Annotated in this window: 15 protein-coding genes; 9 read left to right on the top strand and 6 right to left on the bottom strand. The window is 67.6% G+C overall.

Features of this window, described 5'->3' with window-relative positions; all coding sequences use genetic code 11:
• Positions 1-153 precede the first annotated feature (153 nt).
• Positions 154-837 (top strand): response regulator transcription factor, encoded by a 684-nt coding sequence (locus ABT061_RS36275; protein WP_350926623.1) that lies wholly within the window; start codon positions 154-156, stop codon positions 835-837.
• 80 nt (positions 838-917) lie between these two features.
• On the opposite strand, the gene ABT061_RS36270 is transcribed toward ABT061_RS36275, so the two are convergent.
• A complete protein-coding gene (locus ABT061_RS36270) occupies positions 918-2066 on the bottom strand; it encodes an inorganic phosphate transporter (RefSeq protein WP_350926621.1) in 1149 nt (382 codons plus the stop codon).
• A 789-nt stretch (positions 2067-2855) separates the two neighbouring features.
• On the opposite strand from ABT061_RS36270, the gene ABT061_RS36265 reads away from it, so the two are divergent.
• On the top strand, positions 2856-4088 hold the full coding sequence (locus ABT061_RS36265) for a sensor histidine kinase (protein WP_350926619.1): 1233 nt from the start codon (positions 2856-2858) through the stop codon (positions 4086-4088).
• Positions 4089-4090: 2 nt separating this feature from the next.
• The gene (locus ABT061_RS36260; RefSeq protein ID WP_350926617.1) at positions 4091-4780 is read left to right on the top strand and encodes a response regulator; all 690 of its coding nucleotides are present in this window, start codon (positions 4091-4093) and stop codon (positions 4778-4780) included.
• Between the two features lie 5 nt (positions 4781-4785).
• Here ABT061_RS36260 and ABT061_RS36255 read toward each other — a convergent pair whose 3' ends face one another.
• Positions 4786-4956 (bottom strand): hypothetical protein, encoded by a 171-nt coding sequence (locus ABT061_RS36255; protein WP_350926615.1) that lies wholly within the window; start codon positions 4954-4956, stop codon positions 4786-4788.
• Positions 4957-5174: 218 nt separating this feature from the next.
• Between ABT061_RS36255 and ABT061_RS36250 the strand changes: the two genes are divergently transcribed.
• Positions 5175-6107: an ATP-binding cassette domain-containing protein gene (locus ABT061_RS36250; RefSeq protein WP_350926613.1), complete on the top strand. Its 933-nt coding sequence runs from the start codon at positions 5175-5177 to the stop codon at positions 6105-6107.
• Entirely contained in the window at positions 6104-6874 is a 771-nt protein-coding gene (locus tag ABT061_RS36245) for an ABC transporter permease (protein WP_350926611.1), read from the top strand. Before ABT061_RS36250 ends, ABT061_RS36245 begins: the two co-directional genes overlap by 4 nt.
• Positions 6875-6951: 77 nt before the next feature.
• On the opposite strand, the gene ABT061_RS36240 is transcribed toward ABT061_RS36245, so the two are convergent.
• Entirely contained in the window at positions 6952-10602 is a 3651-nt protein-coding gene (locus tag ABT061_RS36240; protein WP_350926609.1) for a CARDB domain-containing protein, read from the bottom strand.
• A gap of 403 nt (positions 10603-11005) precedes the next feature.
• Between ABT061_RS36240 and ABT061_RS36235 the strand changes: the two genes are divergently transcribed.
• The 3 genes from ABT061_RS36235 (at position 11006) to ABT061_RS36225 (ending at position 14306) form a co-directional block, all read left to right on the top strand.
• Entirely contained in the window at positions 11006-12085 is a 1080-nt protein-coding gene (locus ABT061_RS36235; protein WP_350926607.1) for an NAD(P)H-dependent amine dehydrogenase family protein, read from the top strand.
• Positions 12082-12576 carry a carboxymuconolactone decarboxylase family protein gene (locus ABT061_RS36230; RefSeq protein WP_350926605.1) on the top strand — a complete coding sequence of 165 codons (495 nt, stop codon included), beginning with the start codon at positions 12082-12084 and terminating at the stop codon, positions 12574-12576. Before ABT061_RS36235 ends, ABT061_RS36230 begins: the two co-directional genes overlap by 4 nt.
• A 164-nt stretch (positions 12577-12740) precedes the next feature.
• A complete protein-coding gene (locus ABT061_RS36225; RefSeq protein ID WP_350926603.1) occupies positions 12741-14306 on the top strand; it encodes a GMC oxidoreductase in 1566 nt (521 codons plus the stop codon).
• 445 nt (positions 14307-14751) lie between these two features.
• Here ABT061_RS36225 and ABT061_RS36220 read toward each other — a convergent pair whose 3' ends face one another.
• Positions 14752-15114 (bottom strand): ester cyclase, encoded by a 363-nt coding sequence (locus ABT061_RS36220; protein ID WP_350926601.1) that lies wholly within the window; start codon positions 15112-15114, stop codon positions 14752-14754.
• A 121-nt stretch (positions 15115-15235) separates the two neighbouring features.
• Here ABT061_RS36220 and ABT061_RS36215 point away from each other — a divergent pair, with 121 nt between their 5' ends.
• Positions 15236-15859, top strand: coding sequence for a TetR/AcrR family transcriptional regulator (locus tag ABT061_RS36215; protein ID WP_350926599.1), 624 nt, complete (start codon positions 15236-15238; stop codon positions 15857-15859).
• A gap of 1512 nt (positions 15860-17371) precedes the next feature.
• Here the strand turns inward: ABT061_RS36215 and ABT061_RS36210 are convergent.
• A complete protein-coding gene (locus ABT061_RS36210) occupies positions 17372-18148 on the bottom strand; it encodes a lytic transglycosylase domain-containing protein (RefSeq protein WP_350926597.1) in 777 nt (258 codons plus the stop codon).
• 312 nt (positions 18149-18460) lie between these two features.
• Positions 18461-20155 carry a serine/threonine-protein kinase gene (locus ABT061_RS36205; RefSeq protein WP_350926595.1) on the bottom strand — a complete coding sequence of 565 codons (1695 nt, stop codon included), beginning with the start codon at positions 20153-20155 and terminating at the stop codon, positions 18461-18463.
• Positions 20156-20249 lie beyond the last annotated feature (94 nt).

The raw sequence follows: 20249 nt of genomic DNA, 5'->3' as shown, positions 1-20249 counted from the left end.
CCGTGGTTCTCCCACGCCACGTTCCCGGGTGAACAACGCCTGACCTGGCGACGCGGCCGGAGGAACGCGGTGGTGGCCGGCCTTCGTCAGGGGGCCCGCCAGATGCCGGTACGCGGAAACACCCAGTGCCACCAGTGTCCCTACCATCGATACATGACGCGGGTACTGATCGTCGAGGACGATCTGTCCATCGGTTCGGAGCTGACCGAGGCGCTGTCAAGTAGCGGCTACCAGGTGAGTCTGGCGATCACCGGGGGTGAGGCGCTGGATCAGGCGCGGCAGTTCGTCCCCGATCTCGTCCTGCTGGATCTCGGTCTCCCCGATGCCGACGGGGTGGTGGTCTGCCGGCGGCTGCGGACGGTCCTGTCGCAGGCGGTGATCGTGGTGCTGACCGCACGCGTCCAGGAGTTCGAGGTCGTGGTGGCGTTGGACGCCGGTGCCGACGACTATCTGACCAAACCGTTCCGGCTCACCGAGCTGCTCGCCAGGTTGCGGGCGCATCTGCGTCGCCAGACCGTGTCGCAGCAGGAGTCCGGTGTGTCCGTCGCCCGCCTGCGTCTGGACCTGCGCGCCCGGCGCGCCTACATCGCCGAGGACGAGGTCATGCTGCGGCCAAAGGAGTTCGACCTGCTGACGGTGCTGGCCTGCCACGCCGGTGAGGTGGTCACCCGCGAGGAGCTGATGGAGCAGGTGTGGGACGCCAACTGGTTCGGGCCGACCAAGACGCTGGATGTGCACGTGTTCGCCCTGCGCCGCAAGCTCAGCGAGTACGGGGAGGATCCACAGCGGATCACCACGCTGCGGGGGCGCGGCTACCGCTACGAAGTTGATCTCTAATGCTCTCATCGCCCTCGCGGTGTGGCGACGTCACGACACCGGCCACGCGCATCTTTGCGCCACGGTGGTATGAGCCCTCTTCAGCCTTCTCTCATCGCCGGGACCGGGGCCAGGCGCCCGGTCCACTCGTCGTTGACGTTGCCGGCGTTGACCGGACGGCGCTGCGAGGCCACGTACAGCCCCGCCGACAGCATCAGGGCGACGGCGAAGACCACCCCCACGCCCAGCACGCCGCCGATCACACTCGCGCTCGCCCAGGCCAGCGCCCCCACCACGGCCGCGGCCGGGAGGGTGACCAGCCACGCGGCGGCCATCCGGGCCGCGACGCTCCAGCGCACCTGGTCCAGGTGCCTGCCGATGCCCGCGCCGATCACCGACCCCGTGCACACGTGCGTGGTCGACAGCGGGAGGCCGAAGTGGGAGGAGGCGAAGATCACGGCCGCCGAGGAACCCTCCGCGGTGAACCCCTGCGGGGTCTCGATGTCGGTCAGCCCCTTGCCCAGGGTACGGATCACCCGCCAGCCGCCCAGATAGGTGCCCAGCGCGATCGCGGTCGCACTGGCCACGATCACCCACAGCGGCGTTCCCGCGTCCTCGCCGATCGCCCCGGCAGCGATCATCGCCAGCGTGATGACGCCCATCGTCTTCTGCGCGTCGTTGGTGCCGTGGGCCAGTGACACCAGTGACGCCGAGCCGATCTGGCCGTACCTGAGCCCTCGCCCGCGGCTCCCCTCCGGTGCGTTCCCGATGATGACGTACATCAGGTACGTACCGGCCGCCGCCACCAGGATCGCCGCCGGCGGCGCGAGCACGGCCGGGGCCAGCACCTTGGACACGATCTCGGCTCCCTTGACCGCCGAGGTGCCCGCCGCGATCACCGTGGCCCCGACCACACCACCGATCAACGCGTGCGAGGAACTGGAGGGAATACCGAAGTACCAGGTCAGCAGATTCCAGGCCAGGCCGCCGATCAGGCCGGCGAAGACCACCGTCAAGGTGATCGCGCCGGTGTCGACGATGCCCGTCGCGATGGTCGCCGCGACCTTCAGCGACAGGAACGCCCCGGCGAAGTTCAGCACCGCCGACAACCCGACCGCCACCTTGGGCCGCAACGCCCCGGTCGCGATCGAGGTCGCCATGGCGTTGGCCGTGTCGTGAAAACCGTTGGTGAAGTCGAAGGACAGCGCCGTCACGATCACGATGGCGAGCAACACGATGTTCGCATCCATGCCCTCACCTATGACACCTCGGACGGCGTTTAAGCACGTCAGAGTGTCCATCGCGCAGAGTTGACCTTCCCGTCGGCCGCCTGTTGCCAACGCGGTGCCCGGCGACCCGTCCTGGAGGGCCCGGATCGAGGCGACCCGGCGGCGGGAAACCGGAGGACACCGCGGGCGTCAGCCTCGCCATGACGGGCAGGACCGCGAGTGTCGGCGCCAGGGGCCGGCGTACGTGTCGTGCCGCGACCGGGCGGGTTGAACGACATTGGCGGATCCGTCCTCCCGTGCGGATATCGGCCCGGTTTCCGGCCTGCCAGGAAATACGGTTAATAGGTAATCGCCGGAATTTAAGCTGATGTGAAGTCGTGGACGTCGCGTCAGATTCGATGTCATCGGGATCGTGTCCGGTCGGCTGACCGATGGAGAGGCCATGTCCAGGTCGGCCCCGCCGTCTTGGTGGATGGCGAGTGATAATCCATTAACGGGCCGGGCCGACCTGGACCCCGACCCACCGGCCCGTGAACGCGGGAGCGTTTTCGAGCCTTTCCCCGGGGTCGGTGGTCCGAAGTGGTCCGGATCATGGTCGTGGACGGATTGTCGGCGTGGATCCTCTCTGCCTCCGAAGAAAGAGGATCGCGATCGTTTTCGACGGGATAAAGCTACCCGAGCGATATATCCACCACATACCGCGCAAAGTTTGTTTTTTTCTACACCTACTGCGTTATGCCTTGTACACCTCCTGCGGTATATGGCATGAAGAGGGATGTCGGCCAGCGGGAATATGACTAGCATGCGCTGATGTACAGCTATGCGAGGACATCCTGGTGGAGACTTCTCACAGCGCATCCACTTCTCGTCGACACTGTGATCGCGGTGGCGCTGTCCGCCGTCATGTGGATGTGGGAACTCAGCGATGCCAGGTACGGGTCGCGTCCGCCGGACGGCCTGTCGCTCGCACTGACCATCGCGGTGAACATGCCGTTGGCCCTGCGACGGCGGATACCGTGCACGGTGCTGGTGATCTCGTGCGCGGTGTCCCTGGTCCATCTGGCACTCGGCTACCACTCCCAGGTGAACAAGATGGGAGCGCTGCTGGTGCTGTACACCGTGGCCGTCCAGCGGCCCGTGGCGGTGTCACTGGCGGGGGCGGTGCTCACCTTCGGCCTGTGGTGGTGCTCCTCGATGGTGTTCCCCGGCACCAAGTTCTGGATGGCCGTCGTGTGGCCGCTGCTGGCCGTCGGCTTCACCTGGGCTTTCGGTAACGCCACCCGGATGGTCATCGAGAGCAACCGGCGGCTCACCGAGCTGACCCGGCAGTTGCGTGACGAGCAGGAGAACAAGGCCCGGCTGGCGGTGGCCCAGGAGCGAACGCGGATCGCCCGCGAACTGCACGACGTGGTCGCCCACCATCTGTCGGTGGTCGCGGTCCAGGCCGAGCTGGGCCAGTACGTGCTGTCAACCGATCCGGCCACCGCCGGCACGGCACTGGCCACCATCGCCGACACCACCCGTGAGGCCCTGGACGAGATGCGACTGCTGCTGTTGATCCTGCGAATCGGGGCCGACGACGAGCGGGAGACGCGCTACGACGTGACGCCCGGACTGGGGGACCTGGAAACACTGGTCGAACGGGTGCGCACAGCCGGGGTGACGGTGGAGGTGACCGTGACCGGCAACGAGCAGCCCCTGCCCCAGGGGCTGGATCTGTGCGTCTATCGGATCATCCAGGAGTGCCTGACAAACGTCGTCAAGCACGCCGCGCCCACCCGGGTGCGGGTGACCTTCACCTACGGCGCGGGCGTCCTGACGTTACAGGTGTGCGACGACGGCCGCCTCGGTACCGGCCAACCGGTCGAAGTGATCCAGAACACACCAGGCCAGGGATTGATCGGCATGACTGAGCGGGTCAAGCTGTACCAGGGCATGATCACCACCGGTCCTCGCCCCACGGGCGGATTCCAGGTCGTGGCGACCCTTCCCCTGCTCACCCGTCCCGGCCAGGAGCCCGCCGCCCTAACCAGCGAGAGGTGACGATGATCAGGGTTCTGGTAGCCGACGATCAGGAACTCATCCGGGCGGGACTGACCGCCCTCCTGCGCGCCGCCCCGGACCTTGAAGTAGTCGGTGAGGCCTCGGACGGTCACGAGGCCGTCCAGTGCGCCGCCGCCACCCATCCGGATGTGATCTTGATGGACATCCGCATGCCCGGCATGGACGGCATCGCCGCGACCAAGCGCATCCTGGCCGACAGCCTGGCCGACGGCGGCGCGTCTCGTACCCCGCAGATACTCATTCTGACCACTTTCGACATCGATGAGTACGTCTACCAGGCGCTGCGCGCCGGAGCCTCCGGCTTCCTGCTCAAGCAGACCCCGGCCAAGCGCCTCCTGTCCGCCATTCACACCGTCGCGGCCGGGGACGTCCTGCTGTCACCCACCAGTACCCAGCGACTGATCGAGGCGTTCACGCCCGCCCCGCCCGCGGTGCCCGATCATGACATGTCCCAGCTTTTTGCTTTGACCGCTCGCGAGCTTGAGATCTTCACCCTGGTCGGCCAGACGCTGTCCAACCATGACATCGCCCAGAAGCTGTGCCTGAGCCAGGCCACCGTGAAGACCCACCTCAACCGCGCGATGAGCAAACTCGGTCTGTCCAGCCGCGCCCATGTCGTCGCCACCGCCTACGACTGCGGGCTGGTCACCTCGCGTCGACAGGCGGGCTGACCCGCCTAGCGGCGCGACGGTTCCAACGTCGCGATCCCGGTCAGGATCAGCGACGTGGACCGGTCCAGGGCGCCTGCCCGCGGGTTCTCGGGAGCCTTGGCGCCGAACATCCCGCTCGGCACGGCCGCACCGACGTCGCCGGAGGGCCGTCCATCGTCACGACGACGCGTCCGCACTTTCCCCGCCCGCGGTTCGGCGCCGTTGTCGTCATGCCGGCCCCGGCGACCGAGGCTCCCGCCGGACCCGGGCGTGGGCCGCGGTACCCGGCGCCGGTTCGCGCCATGACGGGTCCCCTGCCGTCGAGCGCCGGAATCCCTGGCACTCCAACTATGTATCTGGTACAGATTAATCTATGTATAAGATACACGGTACGACATACGCAGAAAGGGCGAGCGTGACCGACGCCGCGATCCATGCCCGTGGCCTGGGCAAATCCTTCGGTGCGACGCGGGTGCTGAACGGAGTCGAGCTGACCGTTCCGACCGGCTCGCTGCTGGCCCTGCTCGGACCGAACGGGTCAGGCAAGACGACAACGGTCCGGATCCTGACCACGCTGCTCGCCGCGGACAGCGGCACCGCCACGGTGGGCGGCCACGACGTCGCGCGGGAAGGCGTCGCGGTACGGCGCAGCATCGGCCTGACCGCCCAGCAGGCCACGGTGGACGACCTGCTCACCGGAAGGGAGAACCTGGAGTTGTTCGCCGGCCTGCACCACCTGGGCAGGCGGGAAGCCCGGCGGCGGGCGGCCGAACTCCTCGAACGGTTCGATCTCGGCGCCGCCGCGAACCGCCGGGTCTCCACCTACTCCGGCGGGATGCGCCGCCGCCTCGATCTGGCGGCGAGCATGGTGGCCGTACCGCGGATCCTCTTCCTCGATGAGCCCACCACCGGCCTTGACCCGCGCAGCCGGGCGGAGCTCTGGTCGGTGATCCGCGAACTGCTCGCCTCCGGCACCACCATCCTGCTGACCACCCAGTACCTGGAGGAGGCCGACCGGCTCGCCGACCGCATCGCGGTGATCAACAACGGCCGCGTCGTCGCCGACGACACCCCGGCCGCTCTCAAGCGCCAGGTGGGCGCGGAGCGCCTGGTGCTGCACCTGTCACGGGCCGAGGACGTCTCCCGGGCCGGCACCGTCCTGTCCACCGGCACCGGACCGCATCTCGACGCCGACGCGCGGGAGGTCACCCTGGCACTGCAGGGCACCGACCAGTTGCGTCACACGCTGAACCTGCTGGCGGAGGAGGGCATCGCCGTCGAGCGGGTCGAGCTGCGCAGCCCCACCCTGGACGACGTCTTCTTCGAGTTCACGGCGGTGGCGGTATGAGCGGGACGACGATGGGCGATCTGGGGCGTCTGGTCACCCGCATGCTGCGCCACGAGACGCGCACCCCCGACGCGCTCATCGTGAACATCGCGCTGCCGGCGCTCATCATGATCCTCTTCGTCTACGTCTTCGGCGGCGCGATCACCACCGGGTCCAGCGGGCTGACCTACATCGACTTCGTCGTTCCCACCGTGCTGCTCATGTCCGGCGGGTACGGTGCCGCGTTGACCGCGGTGAGCGTCACGGACGAGATGACCCGAGGAATGATCGACCGCTTCCGGACCCTGCCCATCAGCGGCTGGGTGGTGCCCGCCGGGCATGTCGTCGCCTCGGTGGTCCGCAACGTGGTGGCGACCGGGATCGCCCTGGCCGTGGCGATCGCCCTGGGTTTCCGCCCCGACGCCACGCTCGCCGACTGGGCGCTGGCGCTGCTTCTCGTCATCGGATACGTCCTGGCGGTGTCCGCGATCGCGGTGCTCTGGGGACTGCTGGTCACCTCGGCCCAGGCCGCCGGTGCCTTCAGCTTCGTCGTGATCTTCTTCCCGTACCTGTCGGATGGCGTGGTCCCCGCGGAGACCATGCCGAGCCTGCTCCGCGGTTTCGCCGAGTACCAGCCGACCACGCCGATGGTGAAGACGCTACGCGGGCTGCTCCTCGACCACCCCATGGGCGACGCGGGGTGGCTCGCCACCGCCTGGCTGGCCGCCGGCGTGGTGATCAGCATCCCCGTCGCGGCGGTGCTGTTCCGGCGCCGTACCTCGGCCTAGGACCGGTACGACCGGCCATGCGGGTGTCCAGGTTGGGGAGCACACCACATGGCCGGTCGTTCTCAGGCGCGGGAAGACTAGGGGGTGATCACGAAGCTCGACCCCGGTTCCTTCACGATGTTGCCCTTGGCCGAGTTGGTGATGGTGACGTTCGTCAGCGTCGCGCTGCCGCGGGCGCCGCTCATCGCCAGGATGCCGGCACCGTTGTTGGACTTGTCGATCCGCACATTGGTGATCGCGACGCCCGGCATGTTGCCGCCTCCCGTCTTGAACTGGATGCCGTCGTAGGTCGAGTCGTAGATGTCGGTGTCCCGGATGGTGACACCGGTGATGTCCCGGCTCGCCGCGAAGAGCGTGATGGCGCCGAACTCCTGGTCCTCGTTCCAGAAGACGCCGCCGGACCGGTAGAGCGCGTTGTTGGCTATCAGGGTCTGCCCGGAGAAGGGCAGCGGGTCGTGGTCGGTCGCCAGCATGATGCCCGGGTAGTTCATGGTGTCGTAGACCAGGTTGTTCTCGATCTTGTTGCCGTAGCCGCCGTAGATCGCGATACCGGTCGCCCGCCAGGGCAGCTGGATGGTGTTGTTGATGAACTGGTTGTCGTGCGCGATGTCCACCGCCGGGTCCTTGACGTACCGGTTGGCCCAGACCGCCAGGGAGTCGTCACCGGTGGTGCGGAACGACGAGTTGAACACCCGCGAGTTCCGCGTGCCGTTGGTGAAGTTGATGCCGTCCGCGTAGGTGTTGCGGATGCGCATGCCGCTGAATTCCAGCCCGTCGGCGGGTCCCCACAGATCCGGGATGTTGTCGTAGTCACGGCCGACCCAGACACCCACGTTGGCGTGCTCGATCCACACGTTGGAGATCTTGGTGTTCTTGCCGAACCGCCCGTTCAGCCCCACCCCGCCCTCGGCGTTGCCGTCGCCGCCGCGAATGCGGCCCGAGCCGAAGATGGCGATGTCGGAGATCTGGACGTTGTTGTCGATGTCGAAGCCGAAGTTGCCCTCGTGCGGATGGTTGATGCCGCCGGTCGCCAGGTGCGGCTCGGTCAGGGTGTACAGCTGGGAGTGCCACATTCCCGCTCCGCGGATCGTGACGTTGCTGATGCCCACCTGGTTGAACTGACCCCGGTTCAGCGGGTCGTCGGTGAGGATCTTCTTCTCCTGCCGCCACTGTCCCGCCGGGATCCACACGCAGCTGATGACCCCGTTCTGGTTGTCCGTCACCGCCCGCTGGATGGCGGCCGTGTCGTCGAGCCCGTCGTTGGGCACCGCGCCGTACGTCGTGATCGAGGTGCAACCGGCCGGCTGGCTCGCCGGTGGTGCCACCTGCTCCAGGTCGATCAGGTCGATGATGTAGAACGAGGCCGTGTCGGTGGCGTCGCGCTGCAACCGGAACTTGGTCCCCACCGGGTAGGTCGACGGCAGCAGTGCGTGCGACTCGTCGAACAACCGCCGGGCGTCGGCCTGCGGGGTGTTCGTCAGGGATTCCGGGCCGTCGCTGTTCCCGTACAGCCAGCTGTGCCGCGACGAGAGGGTCAGCTTCTGGGCGAAGGTGTCGTTGATGTACAGGCTGATGGTGGCCTCGATGCCGCCGCCGTTCGGCGCGTCGGGGATGGAGTTGCGCACCACGATCGAGTTGGCGGAGTTGGTCGAGGTGAACTCGACGAACTGCCCCGTGCTGTTCAGCCGCACCGACTGCCGGCCGGAGGACTCGGTGGCGAAGTTGGTGTGCCCGAAGGTGCGCAGCGGGTCGGCCGTCAGCAGGGTGCCCTGGTACCTGGCGGCCTCGGCCTCGTACTCGACCCACGGAACCGCCGCCCCGCGCCCGACCACGATCGCCTGGGAGAGCGTGTTGTTGGTCTCGTTGGTCTCGGCGACGACGTTGGTCGCGTCGGCGGTGGCGGTGATGGTGGCACCGCCACTGGTGGCGGTCCAGCTGCCGCTGATGGCCACGTTGACCGTCGCGCCCGCGGCGATCGACGGGGTGTTGGTGTTGAGCGTGGTGCCGCCCACCGTCAGCCGGGTGACCGTGGTCGCGCCCGTCGCGGTGTTCCCGCGGTTCTTCACCGCCACGGTGAAGGTGACCGCCGCGCCGACCGCCGGGTTCGGCGGGTTGGAGCTGATGCTGAGAACCTGCAGGTCGGGGCCGGGAGCCTCGGTGACCACCAGCGGCGACGCCGCGGTGAAGGTGTTGTTGCCCTCGTTCTGCTCGAAGACCGTGTTCGACTCGTCCACCTTGGCGCTGACGGAGTAGCTGGCCGCGCCGCGGGTGCCGATGTTCGCGGTCACCGTGGCCTGGGCGCCGGCCGCGAGAGCGGCGACCGGAGCGGTGCCTGCCAGCGTGCCGCCGAGATAGAAGTTGACATTGGTCGCGCCGGAGGCGGCGGTGCCGATGTTGCGCACCGTGCCGGTCAGCGTGATCGCGTTGGTCTCGATCGGCGCGTTCGGGGACCAGGTGAGAGCCGAGACCGTCAGGTCGGGGTTCGGCGCGGGGACGCCGATGACCTGGAACTCGGCGACCTGCCCGGCGGGTGCGCCGGTGTTGCTGTTGAACTTCAGCTGGACGTCGGCGACGGTGGCGTTGACGTCGATCGTCACCGTGTTGCCGCCGGAGGCCGGGTTGAACGTGTAGTTCTGCGCCGACACCAGGTTGGTGTAGCCCGTGGCGTTCTGCTCCCGGCCCAGGACCTGGATGTTCTGGGTACGGGTGCCCCACGCGGTGTCCGGGTTCAGCTTCAGCACGACCGAGCTGATGCTCGCGTTGGCGCCGAGCTTGACCGTCAGCGTGTTCGGGTAACCGGCGTTGCCCTCCCAGTAGGTGGCCGTGTTGTTGTCGTTGGCGTTGGCCGCGACGAACGTGTGCACGTGGCCGGACTCGACCATCTCCTTGCCGATGGCCAGGTTCGAACCGGGATCGCCGGTGCCGTTGCGGGTCACCGTGTTGCTGTTCGCCGAGACGTTGCCCGCCGCGTCCTTGGCCCGCACGAAGTACGTCACGGTCGCCGACGCCGGTTGGTTGTCGGTGTAGGTCAGCACGTTGCCGACGCTGCCCCGGAGCTGGTTGTTGGCGTAGACGTCGTACCCGGTGACGCCCACGTTGTCGGTCGAGGCGTTCCAGGTCAGCTTGATCTGGCCGGAGACCGGCTGGGTGAAGGCGAGGTTGCCGGGGGCCGACGGCTTCTCGGTGTCGCCGCCGCTGCCGGCGGCGGCGTAGATCTCGAACTCGGAGATCTGCGCGGCGGGCCAGCCGGTGTTGGCGGTGATGTTGACGCGCCAGTAGCGGTAGGTCGCGGCGCTGAAGTCGATCGTGACCTTGTTACCGGTCGCCGGGTCGAACGTGTAGTTCGCCGAGGCCACCACCGTGCTGTAGCCGGTGCCGTCGGCGCTGCCCTGGACCGAGAGGGTCTGGGTGCGGGTCTGCCAGGCGGCCGGGGCGGGCACCTTCAGCACGATCTGGTCGACGCTCGTGGCGGTGCCGAGGTCGATCCGCGCCCACTGCGGGAAGCTGTTGTTCGCGCTCTCCCAGTAGGTGTTCTGGTTGCCGTCGTTGATGGCCGACACCGTGTACTCGGCGGTGGAACTGCTGGCCTGGGTCGCCTTGCCCGGCGACAGGTTGGGTCCGCCCGCGGCGGAGGCCGGCACGACCGACCCCATGACGAGCAGACCGGTGGCGACCGTGCTTGCCAGCATGGCCACTACCAGCCGTAACGGTCCGTACGGTTTTCTCATTCGCGTTCTTCCATCTCTCGTCGAGCACGACAGGGCCGAGACGTGAAGGCATGCGCCTTCACCGCACACGGATGGGGGGCAGGTGCATGGGCGCAGCGCATTCCTGAAGTTGCGAAGAGCCGCGAGAAAATGAACTTTTCTTTGCAAGATTCTTGCGTAGTGTTGGCCAAAGGTTACATACGTGCTACGACCGCGTCAACGGGTGAAAAACGGCTTCCCGGACCGGCCTGACGCCGGGTGTGAAGAAAGTCGGGACGGCCTGTGGACACCCGGTTGGGAGATAGGGGTCGCTATGGATCGTCAGGATCTCGCCCGCGTCGCGGTCGTACAGCGCCCTCTGGGGCCGGCTGTCGAGATGGCGGCGGCACTATACACCAAACCAAGCGCTTGCTACTCTCCGCGCATGCTCTCCACGATTGTCTGGGGCACCGGCAACGTCGGCCGCGCGGCCATCCGAGCCGTCGAGGCCCATCCGGCGCTGAAACTCGCGGCAGTGCTCGTTCACAACCCCGACAAGGTCGGCCGTGACGCGGGCGACCTCGGCGACCTCGGCCACGAGCTGGGGATCGCCGCCACCGACGACATCGACGCGGTGCTGGCCACCCGTCCGCACGCCGTGGTGTACGCGGCGTCCGGCGACATCCGCCCCGACGAGGCCCTCGCCGACATCATCAGGGCGATCCGGGTCGGAGCCGTGGTCGTCACCCCCTCGCTGTACGCGCTCTACGACCAGCGGGGCGCCCCGCCGGAGCTGCGCGAACCGGTACTGGCCGCCATCGCGGACGGCGGCGGCTCGCTCTTCGTCTCCGGCGTCGACCCCGGCTGGGGCAACGACGTACTGCCCCTGCTGATCAGCGGGCTCGGCACCGTCGTGGACGTGATCCGCTGCCAGGAGATCTTCGACTACTCCACCTACGACCAACCCGACTCGGTCCGCTACCTGGTCGGCATGGGCCAGCCGATGGACTACGAACCGCCGATGACCGCGCCGACGGTCCCGACCATGGTCTGGGGCGGGCAGGTACGGCTGATGGCCAGGGCGCTGGGCGTCGAACTCGACGAGATCCGCGAGACCCTGGACCGGCGCGCGCTCGACGCCACGGTGAGTACCAAGACGATGGGCGAGTTCGAGGCCGGCACCCAGGGCGCGGTCCGGTTCGAGGTGCAGGGCATCGTCGAGGGCGAACCCCGCATCGTCATCGAGCACGTCACCCGCATCCACGCCTCCTGTGCCCCGGACTGGCCGATGCCGCCCGACGGCGTCGGTGCCCACCGGGTCATCATCGAGGGCCGCCCGCGCATCGAGGTCACGGTCGAGGCCACCGACGAGGGCGGCAACCGGTCGGCGGGCGGGAACGCCACCGCGGTCGGCCGCCTGGTGAGCGCCATCGACTGGCTGGTGGACGCGGAACCCGGACTCTACGACGCGCTCGACGTCCCGCTGCGCCCGGCGGTCGGCAAACTCGTAAGGAGAGAACCATGAACATCGACATCCCCGAGGGCAAGGACGCGATCGGCTACGTGTGGGGTGAGATGGTCCCCGGCATCGGGGTCGCCGCCTCGAAGTTCTCGATGGCGGTGTACGCCCACACGACCCTCGGACTCCGCGAGTTCGAGGCCGCCCGGCTGCGGATCGCGCAGATCAACGGGTGCGTCTTCTGTCTCGACTGGCGGACCGAACGGGACGGGCAGAAGGTCGAGGAGGAGTTCGCCGACGCGGTGACCGAGTGGCGTACCACCGACGCCTTCGACGACCGCACCCGGCTGGCCGCCGAGTACGCCGAGCGGTACGCCCTGGACCACCACGGCCTCGACGATGAGTTCTGGACCCGGATGACCGCGCACTACAGCCAGCTGGAGATCGTGGAGCTGAGCATGAGCCTCGGCTCCTGGCTGGCGTTCGGCCGGCTCAACCACGTGCTGGGCCTGGACACCGTGTGCATGCTGCCCAGCGGTCGGTCACCCTCGATCTGACATAAGTTACTTCCCGGTACGTGGTGGCTTAACACCCGAGAAACATGTAGAACTTGTTCTAATACGCCAAGAGTGAGGAAAATCACATGAGTGACAAAACCTCGCGTAGAACAGGTTCCGAAGGCATCTCGCGCCGTGGATTCATCGCTGGAACCGGTTCTATCTTGGGAGTCGCGGCCCTCGCGACTCCCGCCACCGCAGCCCAGGCAAAAGCCGCACGCGTAGCCGCTCCGATCGCCTCCGGGGCCCATGTCCCGGCCCTGGTGATCGGCACCGGCTACGGCGGCTCCGTCGCCGCCCTGCGCCTCGCCCAGGCGGGCGTCGACGTGCACATGATCGAGATGGGCATGGCCTGGGACACCCCGGGCTCCGACGGAAAGATCTTCTGCAACACGACCTCGCCGGACCAGCGCTCCTACTGGCTCCGCACCAGGACCAAGGCACCGCTCAACTTCTTCCTCGGCTTCCCGATCGACCGGGACATCCCTCGCTACACCGGCATCCTGGACGCCGAGGAGTTCGGCGGCATCACCGTCTACCAGGGCCGCGGCGTCGGCGGCGGCTCGCTGGTCAACGGCGGTATGGCGGTCACTCCCAAGCGGGAGAACTTCGCCGCGATCCTGCCGTCGGTGAACGCCGACGAGATGTACAACACCTACTACCCGCGCGCCAACGCCGGGCTCGGGGTCGGCAACATCGACCCGGCCTGGTTCGACTCCACCGCCTGCTACCAGTACGCCCGGGTCGGCCGCAAGCACGCCCAGCGCTCCGGCTTCCCGTTCGTCTTCGTGCCCGACGTGTACGACTGGGACTACATGAAGCAGGAGGCGGCCGGAACCGTCACCAAGTCGGCGCTGGCCGGCGAGATCCTCTACGGCAACAACCACGGCAAGAAGTCACTGCAGAAGACCTACATCGCCCAGGCCAAGGCCACCGGCAGGGTCACCGTCTCGGCGCTGCACCAGGTCACCTCGGTCGCCCCGGCGGCCGGTGGCGGCTACACGGTCGTCATCGACCAGCTCAACACCACCGGTGGTGTCACGACCACCAAGACCGTGACCGCGGACCGGGTGTTCTTCGCCGCCGGCAGCGTCGGCACCAGCAAGCTGCTGGTCAAACTGAAGGCCACCGGCGCGCTGCCCAACCTGAACAACGAGATCGGCAAGGGCTGGGGCGACAACGGCAACGTCATGTGCGGCCGGGCCAACCACCTGTGGGACCCGACCGGCAGTCTCCAGTCGACCATCCCCTGCTCCGGCATCGACAACTGGGACGCCGGCGGCGCGTTCGCCGAGGTCGCCCCGCTGCCCACCGGGATCGAGACCTTCGCCTCGCTGTACCTGTCGATCACCAAGAACCCGAACCGGGCCCAGTTCTCCTGGAACGCCGCCACGGGCAAGGTCGACCTGAACTGGCAGCTCGCCTGGAAGCAGCCGTCGATCGACATGGCCAAGACCATCTTCGACAAGATCAACTCCAAGGAGGGGACGATCTACCGGACCGACCTCTTCGGCGTCTACAAGATCTGGAACGACACCCTCACCTACCACCCCCTCGGCGGCGCCGTCCTGAACAAGGCCACCGACAACTACGGCCGCCTCACCGCCTACCCGGGCCTGTACGTCATCGACGGCTCATTGATCCCGGGCAACACCAGCGTCAACCCGTTCGTCACCATCGCGGCCCTGGCCGAACGGAACATCGAAAAGATCATCGCTACCGACCTGTAGGGATGGCCTGATGATGTCGTCGGCCACGGGCGCGTGTGGCCGACCCTTCCCCTGTGGGACGCGCATGGCCGTCCTTCTGCTTCCGGAGAATCCGCCTCGCCGCCCGGCCCGTTTCGGCCCGCACCCAGGCGTCCGTACGATCCTCGTTGTCTCCGGGATCTCCATCGCTTGAATGGCGTCAATGACGACATGGTCGGCTGAGTGGTCGTGCCCCGGTCGCCCCGGATCGCTCGCAGCCCGGCCGTCTGGCCGCCGCCGATATCGGCTATCAGGTCGTCTCCGAATGATTGCCAACGATTGGTCTTACGCGTGAGTTTTGGCGCCAGGATTCGCGTCATCTCCGATACCAGTTAGTGATCTTCGGAGAATGAGTTTTGGTACCGGGTTTGAGGAACATCAGGTGAGAAGTGGTCGTAGTCCGACCGTCTTGTGAGGCAGTGGGGACTCAGCGACGTGGGTCCGGACCCTCGGTGATGCCCCAGGTCTCCGCGAGCCGGCCGTTGTCGATGCGGAAGATCTCGATGAGCATGGGCCGGACATCGCTGCCCTGGGCTGCCATCCCCTCGACGGACGAGCGTACGGCGACCTTGTCGCCGTCGATCAGGATGTCGTCGGCGAGAACGCGCACGGCCGGGAACCGGGCGACGACCTGGCGCCAGGCCTCCTTGCCCGCTTCGAACCCGGTGGCACCGAGCGGGTGGTTGAGGAAGTCGGGGGTGAACAGATCGGCTGCCTGGTCGAACTGCCGGGTGTTGAAGCATTCCTGCATCCGCAGCACCAAGGCGCCGGCTTCCTCGCGTGTGGTCATCGGAGTGACCTCCTCGTGTTCGGTGGGACTGGTCATGGTGAGACGACGCACTCATAAACGGGGCAACGCCCCGCTTATGCGGCAGCATACGGGGCGTCGCCCCGGTTAAGCTAGGGGTGAGATGCCCAGACGAACGCCTGAACACCCTTCAGCCGAGCCACCGACGACTCCCGGGAACGACCGGGAGCTACGGGCCGACGCACGCCGCAATCGTGAGCAGGTACTGCGGACCGCGCAGCACCTGTTCGCCTCACAAGGCCTCGGCATCTCGCTCGACGAGATCGCCCGCCGCGCGGGTGTCGGTCCCGGCACCGTCCACCGGCACTTCCCCACCAAGGAAGCGCTGTACCTCGCCGTCTCGATCGACCAGATCAGACAGCTGGTAGCAGAGGGAGAAGCGCTCACCGGCACCGACGATCCGGCCGCCCTGTTCACGCTGCTGTCCCGGATGATGGCCTCGGGCGCGGAGAACGCAGCGGTGAAGAGCGCACTCACGGCCGCCGAGTTCGACCTGCGCGATGCCGCTCCGGACGCCGCAGCAGACCTCACGCACCAGGTCGCACGCCTGCTCGATCGCGCCCATCGCGCCGGCGTCGTACGCCACGACGTCACAGTCGACGAGGTGATGGCAATCGTCGCCGGCACCTTCGCCGCGATCCGCCACGCCGACGCGGACACCAGCCGCGAACGCTCCGCACACATCGCCCAGATCATCCTCGACGGGCTACGGCCCCAGCCCCGATAGCAAGGCCCCGAGACATCCGCACCGGCCGTGCTCCCTTCCAGCCCAGAGCGCAACCAGCGTCCCACCACCCCACCGCCACTGGTACCGGAACTCGCTAAACCGTAACTGCGCAGCTACAGGCCGGTACCAAAACTCACGCGTAGAACCAGCCAACGATCGTGGCTCCGGACGCGCGCAGCGCCCCAAGACCATGAATCCCGGCATGAGATTGCTTTCTCAACAGGGCCTGGTGTACGGAAATGCCTTCGACTCATCGCTGCGGCTTGGTAAGGGCCGTCCAGTCTCGGATGACCACATCGAGTTCGACGGAGCCGCGTCGGTCCTGCTCGGAGGCGGTCATCGGGCCCGGTGGCGGCGCCATGCGATGAGGGAATCCCGGGGCGGTGACTCCCGCATCGGGAGTTCCCCGCGGGGCACCTTCAAGCAGAGGGCCGGCGTTGGGGACTGGTTCGGACGCGTTCGAAGCTGCCGGGGTGGGGTGGTGGAGGAGAAAGCGTGAGCTCCCAGAATCACGACATGGGTCTCTTTGGGGCTGCGAAACATGACAAAGAGATGATGGCTGGTAACGCTACGCATTGGTGAGGCTTGACTTACACTTGGCGCGGACGTGTTGCGGTCACGTGCTGAAGCGGCTTATGCTCATTCCGTTGCTGCCCGCCGTTCTCCGGAACTGGCGGGCCTTTTTTTATGTGAGGTGCTCGATGGCGAGCGAAGCGACCCTCTCGGCGTGCATGGTGATCGATTACCAGAACATCCATCTCACAGCCGGGGGCCTGTTCGCTCCGCATGGGACACCTGCCAGAGACACTCTCGTGAGCCCTCTGGCCTTCGCCGAGCGGGTCCTTGAGGTGCGAGCCGGACTTCAGACCCATCCCACCCCAAAGTCTGTGTCGCTGGCTAAGGTTCATGTCTTCAGAGGCTCTCCCAGCAACGCCAAGGAGCCGGTTCTCTACAGCGTGACCCAGAGGCAGAGGGCTGAGTGGACCCGGGACGCGCGTGCACGTGACCTACCGCCCGCTGCGCTACCCATCCAACTGGGGACACCCCACTTGTATCGAACGGGCGCGGGAGAAGGGCATCGATGTCATGGTTGCCCTGGAATTGGTCCAGCTCGCTCAATTCGGTCAGTACGACATAGTCATCTTGGCTTCTCATGACACCGACATGGAGCCTGCCTTGGAGATGGCGGCCGGTGTCGGGCGTGTCAAGATCGAGACTGCGGGCTGGCAAGGGTCGAGGCGCTTGCGGCCGGCAGGGCGTTCTCTGTGGCACACCGCTCTGAGCGGTACGGACTTCGTCAAGGTACGCGACCGGCGATCGTATGACCGGTAGAGATTGAGGCGGCAGACCCACGTCAGGGCCCAGCCACTGGCTACGTGTCTTTCCCGGCAAGGTCCCAGACGGCGGCAGGGCCGCGGGGAGTGCCGTCATCCGGGCTCGGTCGGCCGTCGCCGAACCTGCCAGCACGCGGTCACCGCCGACAGAGCACGGACCCCTGAACTCGTGCGCCGGTCAGGGACCGGTGAGGCGGCGGTCGCCGTCGGTGGTGACCACGTAGACCTGCCAGTTGTAGTACGCGTAGTAGTTCCTGATGTCCCGCTTGATCTGGCGGGCGTGCAGTTGCACCGCGTCGACGTACGCCCAGGAGTGGTTGTAGGCGTACAGCGCTCGCCGGTAGTCGCGCGGTGCTCCCGAGGCACGCAGGTAGTTGGCCGCGGCGAGCAGGGCGTCGCGGGTGTCCTGGATGTCGCCGCCCATCCCGTAGGCGGCCCAGGTGCCCGGCATGAACTGCATGGGTCCCTTGGCGCCGGTGTGGCTCGGTGAGCGTACCCGGCCGAACTTGGTCTCGACGAACATCACCGCCGCCAGGATCTCCCAGTCGACGCCGAACCGGCGCTCGGCGTGCTTGAAGTGGCCGAGCAGGACATCGGCGGGCTCGGCCGGCTGGACGCGGAACTTCGCCGACCCGCTGATGGGGTGGACGAGGGAGAGCAGGTTCCGGATGGCCGTCACGTTGTCCTTCGCCTGCGCGGCCAGGGACTTCGACAGCCTGGCGTAGGTGCGGGAGGCGACCTCCGGATTGCGGGCGAGATAGCGGTAGACGCGCTGCTGCTGCAGGGCCAGCAGCACCACCGGCTCGGGGGGCTGCCCCTTGCCGGGGTCCCCGTCGCGTATCCAGGCGTCGGTGGCGCGCCGAAGCTCCGCGACGGTACCGGTCAGGGAACGGGCCAGCTTCGCGGGGTCCTTGGGGATCGCCGCCTTCGGATCGGGCAGGGCGGGTCGCGACACCGCCGACTGCTCCGGAGCCGGCTGTGCCGCTGTCCGACCCGGAGCTGTCCGACCTGGAGCTGTCTCGCTCGGAGCTGTCCGGCTCGGCGCGTTCGACGAGGCGGCACCCGACGAGGCGGCGCAGCCGGAGGTCGCCACGGCCAGGCTGACGAGCGCCGCGGCCATCGGTCTCCACCGGCCGGTACGCGGGGCCGGCGGTACGGGCATCGCCCGCCCGCTCGGTCGGTGGCTGTGAATCCCCGCGCGCTGATCACTCATCGGTCTCAACGTACCCGAGCGACGACCTTTCAGGGGCGACCGTCAGAACCGGAGCTACCAGAACACCCAGGGGCTTTCGCTGCCCCCGCCGAAGGCGGAGGTGCCGCTCCTGCGCCAGCGTTGCCGGACGTCGAGCTTCGCACCTGTGCGCTGAGCGGTGACGGTGAACGGGCCGCAGGTGGCGACCGCGCCGTCACCGGCCGGCGACAGACCGGTGCAGATCATGGGCGGGGACACGTTGGTATCGGCGTCGGTGTTGTACAGCTGGACATGTACGTCCGAGCGCACATCGGCGGCGCCCCGGATACGGCCGAGGAGATGGAAGACATCGCCGACCAGGGCCATGCACGGTGACATCTGCGTGCCGGTGCCGTTTCCGGTGGAGATCCACGCCCTACACCGCCACTGAGGTTTCGGCTGTTCGGAAGCGGGGGTGTCCGCCGGGCCCTCGACTGCCGGTGCGACCTCCGTCTTCGGCCGTGTGGGTTTCGGCAACGGCCTGGCGGTGACCTCGTCCTTCTTGGCGGGCTCGGTGGCGGTGATCGGCGGGGTGCTGGGCACCGTCTTGGGCTTGGGCTTGGGCTTGGGTAGAGGGGACTCTTCCGAGGCGGGGGCGTCGGTTTGCGGGATCGGTGGTGTGTTCCGGGCCGTCACGGGGGGAGCCAGGGCGGCCGCGGTCGTGGAACGCCCTGCCGGCACGGTGAGATCGGCCTCGCCGGAGGAGTTCACGACCAGGGCTACGGCGGCTGAGGCGGCCAGCGCGGTCGTGACCGCCGCCGCGCCGATCAGGCGCGGCCTGAGCCGTGATCGTGACTCGGGACGGGGACGAGGCGAGGTGGCGGCCATATCGGCGGCCACGTCGGGGGCCAGGGGTTCGCGGGTGATCGCGGGGTCGGCCGTCCGGCTGATCGGGGGCAGCGCGGGCAAGCCGGTCAGGGCCGGCACCAGGGTGTGTGCGGTCGCGGCCACGTGATCGATGGAGGGCCGCTGCACCGGATCTTTCGCGACACAGGCAGTGATCATCGACCAGACGGCATCGGGCATCCCGGCCAGCCTGCGTGGGGCCGAGATCGCGTGCTGGCGCAACACGGCCATCGGATGGTCGCCGACGAAGGGCGGACGTCCAGCCAGCAGCTCGTACAGCACCAGGCCGGTCGCGTAGACGTCCACGGCAGGGGTGGCAGGTCGCCCATCGGCCACTTCGGGCGCCAGGTAGGAAGGGGTACCGAGGATCAGGCTGGTCTGGGTCAGACCGGGGCCGTGCGCGAGACGCGCCACGCCGAAGTCGGTCAGCCGTGCCTGTCCGGCGGCATCGACCAGGACGTTCTCCGGTTTGACGTCGCGGTGAACCACGCCGTGGGCGTGGGCGTGCGTCAGTGCGTCGGCGATCTGGCCGATCAGGCGTACGGCCTCGGCGGGAGGTAATGAGCCACGCTCACGCAGCAGCGCCCGTAGATCCTTGCCGTCGACGAGATCCATCACCAGGGCGAGCTGGTCGCCCCCCATCACGAAGTCGCGCATCGTGACAATGTGGGGATGGCGCAGCGCGCGCAGCACGTTGCGCTCCTGCACGAACCGCAGTACCAGACCGTCGTCGGCGCTGAGGTTCTTGTGGAGAGCCTTCACCGCCACCGGCTCGCCGGTGGCCACCGAGCGGGCTCTCCACACCGTGCCCATTCCCCCGGTGCCGATCTCTCCCAGCAGCTCGTACCGGCCGGCGAGTAGCGCCTCAAGACCGTCAGCCGTCATGCGTGCCCCCTTTGCCGCACCGGGCGAGTTATCAAATTAACGAATCCCTCGAAATAAAAGAAATGGCGATCTATTACTGGATTCTCCCGTGGGA

Origin of the sequence: Streptosporangium sp. NPDC002544 (genome assembly GCF_040295965.1) — a bacterium.
Classification (GTDB): domain Bacteria; phylum Actinomycetota; class Actinomycetes; order Streptosporangiales; family Streptosporangiaceae; genus Streptosporangium.
This window is presented reverse-complemented; position numbering and strand designations above follow the sequence as displayed.